The organism is Frankia sp. CoBUL1, assembly GCF_978021245.1.
In genome coordinates this window covers 1-3,196 of the sequence record NZ_CDXDOS010000330.1, presented here as the reverse complement: position 1 = coordinate 3,196, position 3,196 = coordinate 1, and the positions used below count along the sequence as shown (strand labels likewise).

Here is a 3,196-nt window from a genome sequence, read left to right as displayed (position 1 = left end):
GGCTCAGTGATGACGATTACCCGCCCGATACCTGCGATAGCGCCGTAGAGTTCAGGCCTGGAACGCTCGTATCGCCACCACCGCTCACGGGCCGACTTACTAAAGCGATTGAGGTCACGTTCCGGCTTGACGAGGAGGCGGACCTGGTCGTAACAGTCGCGGTACCGCTTTGCGCGGTCCTCAGGCCAGTCGTGGAAATTGATGACCCAACGACTGCCCGAGCAGTCGGGGCGCGAGTTGAGATCCTGACCGTTCAGATACGGGAACAGCACGTCGATATTACGCGGATCCTTCGCGATCAACGCGCGGGCCTCGGCGGGTTCCATCGTGAAGCCAAGACCCAATATGTTCGATCCCTGAAAGGACAGCGCACCGTTCGCCGCCAGCCGGTGAGGATTTCCGGACACTCGTGCCTCGGGCTCCAGGGAGGGTGCGATCACGGGGGTCTGGACGCCGTCGGCGAACCGGGCTGCGGCCGGCCCGATCTGCCCTGTGGTCCAGACGGCGCTGAATTCCAGGACCGCGGACTTCGACGGCCAGGGCCGGCTCTTGATCGACCGGCGGATGACGTTCCCGTCAGCGACAATCTGGTCAAGGCCGACCTCACGGGTATCGCCCTGGGCCAGGGTGTTCGTCGCGATCAACCCCGTCTGACCGCCACCGTTGAGCAGAGAGTGCGCACGCAGCGCGAAGTAGGCGACCAGATCGGCGCTCCCCCGTGCTCCCCCGCCGATCTCCTCGACGAGGTACTCGCGATACGCCACGCCCAGTGCACCGGTCAGCTTCTGGCCACCGAGGAACGGGGGGTTGCCGAGGACGGCGTCGAAACCGCCCTTCTCGAAGACCTCGGGGAAGACCAGCGGCCAGTGCAGGGGTTTCCGCCGAAAACCGCCGGGAACGTAATCGGTGGCCAACCAGGACTGTGCCGTTTTCCGGGCCTCGGTCTCATCCCGCTTGCCGGTGACCTCATCAGCGAGGCGGGCCGCGGTCAGGGAGAAGCTTTCCCGGCTGGCCTTCTTCTCCTCGTCGATCTCGGCGCGGGCATGCGGGTTACTCGTCCCCGACCATTTCTGATAGCCGACGAGCGCGGCGCCGGCAGTCAGGTCGGCGAAGAGCCGCAGCCGCTCGGTGTCGTGTTCCACCCCCGACAGGAGCCTGCGCTTCCTCGCAAGTCCCACCAGAGACGAGCCGTCGGTCTCGACGAGGTCCCGGCGCCGCCCGGCGGCGTCGCGGACCAGTTCACGGACGCCGGCGGTCCAGCCGAAGATGTCGGAGTGGATCTTCCGGCCCTTGGCCGGGTCGAGGTACATGTACTCCAGCTGCTCGACCGAGGTGATACCGAGCAGGGAGTCGCCGGAGACGAGCCGGTCGTCGAGGAAGGTGAACGGCCGGCGCGGGTCCATCGACACCAGCCAGAGCGACAGCTTCGCCATCTCCACGGCCATCGGGTTGATGTCCGCCCCGTACAGGCAGTGCTCGATGACCAGCCGGCGGGCCTCGACGGTGACGTCGTCCGCGTCGGCGTCACCGGCGTGCCCGGCGGCCCGCGGGTTACCCTCACGGATCCACGCCTCCACCAGCCGGTCGCCGAGGTAGCGGGCGGCGGCGACGAGGAACGCGGCCGAGCCCATCGCGATGTCGGCAACCTTCAGCGACAGGATGTCGGCGCTGGACCGCAGCCGCCAGGCGCCCCGGTCGGCGGTCTGCAACGGCCCGGGGGCGTAGACCAGGGGCGCCAGGGTGTTGTCCGCGACCTCCTCAGCCAGGAACCTGGGGGTGTAGTGGGTGCCGGTGTTCTTCCGCAGCGGCGACTCGGTGACGTACAGCCCGTCCTCCAGGACCACGACGGGCTGGCCGCGCAGGTCCGTGCGCAGCAGGCCGTGGAACGGCAGCAGCCGCTCGACGGTCGGGTAGTCGCCGCGGGTCACGGCGAGCAGGGCCTTGCGGGCCTCCTCCCGCTCGCCGGCCTCCAACGGAACGAGCCGGCGCTCGACCGCCTTCGGCGCGCCGATCCCGCTGGCGGCGAACCTCTCGGCGAGCGCGGCGGCGAGCAGCGGGCGGCCCCGGTGACGCGAGGCGAGCTCCTCCAGCTCGGACAGCTTCGCCTCGGCCTCCAGCCCCTCCCGGCCGACCAGGCCGACGACCACCTCCGCGGCCGGGGCGCGTTCGGCATCGTAGGAGAGCAGACCCTCGTAGACGTAACCGATCTGCTCGACGTCCAGCGAGCGGAAGCTCAGCGTCCGCCGCTCCCGGGACTTCCCGCTGCCGACCTGGATGTACTGGACGGCACGCAGCATGTGCAGCACCGTGCGGTCGTCCACGCCGAGTGGCAGCCACGGATGGGCGGCCGGGTCGAACAGCGACCCGGCGTAGGCGTGCATGCGCAGCCGGGGATGATCGACCCCCGCGTACACGGCGGTGAACAGGGCGCGCAGCCGGTGCCAGGCCGCCGTCGACTGCTCCAGGTCGTCCTCGGTCGCGCCGTCGTAAAGCTGCTGTTCCAGCTCGGCGCACAGCCGGCCGGCGGAGTAGGTACTCGCGTACAGGTCGTTGCCGGCGGGCAGCAGACCGCGTTCCTCGGCGTAGAGCAGGAAGACGATGCGCATCATCACCGCGACCGCGCCCCGGTAGACGTCGTGCGCGCCGACGTCGCGCAGACCGGCGCCACCCCGGTCCCGCTCGGCGACGTGCAAGCGGCCGAAGGCTGCGACGAGCAGCTCCACGGCCTGGCGGACCTGGACGCCGAGCGCCTCGGTGATCTCCTCCTGGCTGCCGAGGCTCGCCTTCAGCAACGGGACCAGCGTCTCGTCGTCGGGTACGCCGAAGAAGCGCCGCCGGCACAGCAACGACACGAACGCCCGCACGACGTCGCGCTCGGCCGCCTCCGGCCAGGACACCGCGTCGAACACCGCCGTCGCCGTCACCCCGCCGCGCGGCGCCCAAACCAACGCCCACTGCCGGCCGTTCGTCACCAGCGCGAGCTCGATCCCGTGATGCCGGCAGGCGATCGCCGCCCGGTCCACCGACATCGCAGCCCAGGCCTGCCCGGCGATCCGCGCCGTCGGGGACTGTGACGGCGCGACGACCAGACCGAGCACGCGGACCGCGTCCGGTTTCACCTCGGACGACCCCCCGGCCGCTGTGTCCCCCGTGGCCACTGTGTCCCCCCCCGGCCACTGTGTCCGCTGTGTCCGGA

The 3,196-nt window shown here is 70.1% G+C and carries 1 protein-coding gene; it reads right to left on the bottom strand.

Annotation, left to right across the window (positions count from 1 at the left end; genetic code table 11):
- A partial coding sequence (locus tag AC08OX_RS16420) for an Eco57I restriction-modification methylase domain-containing protein (protein WP_476608623.1) occupies positions 1 to 3,158 on the bottom strand: 3,158 nt, incomplete at its 3' end.
- Positions 3,159 to 3,196: the final 38 nt, after the last annotated feature.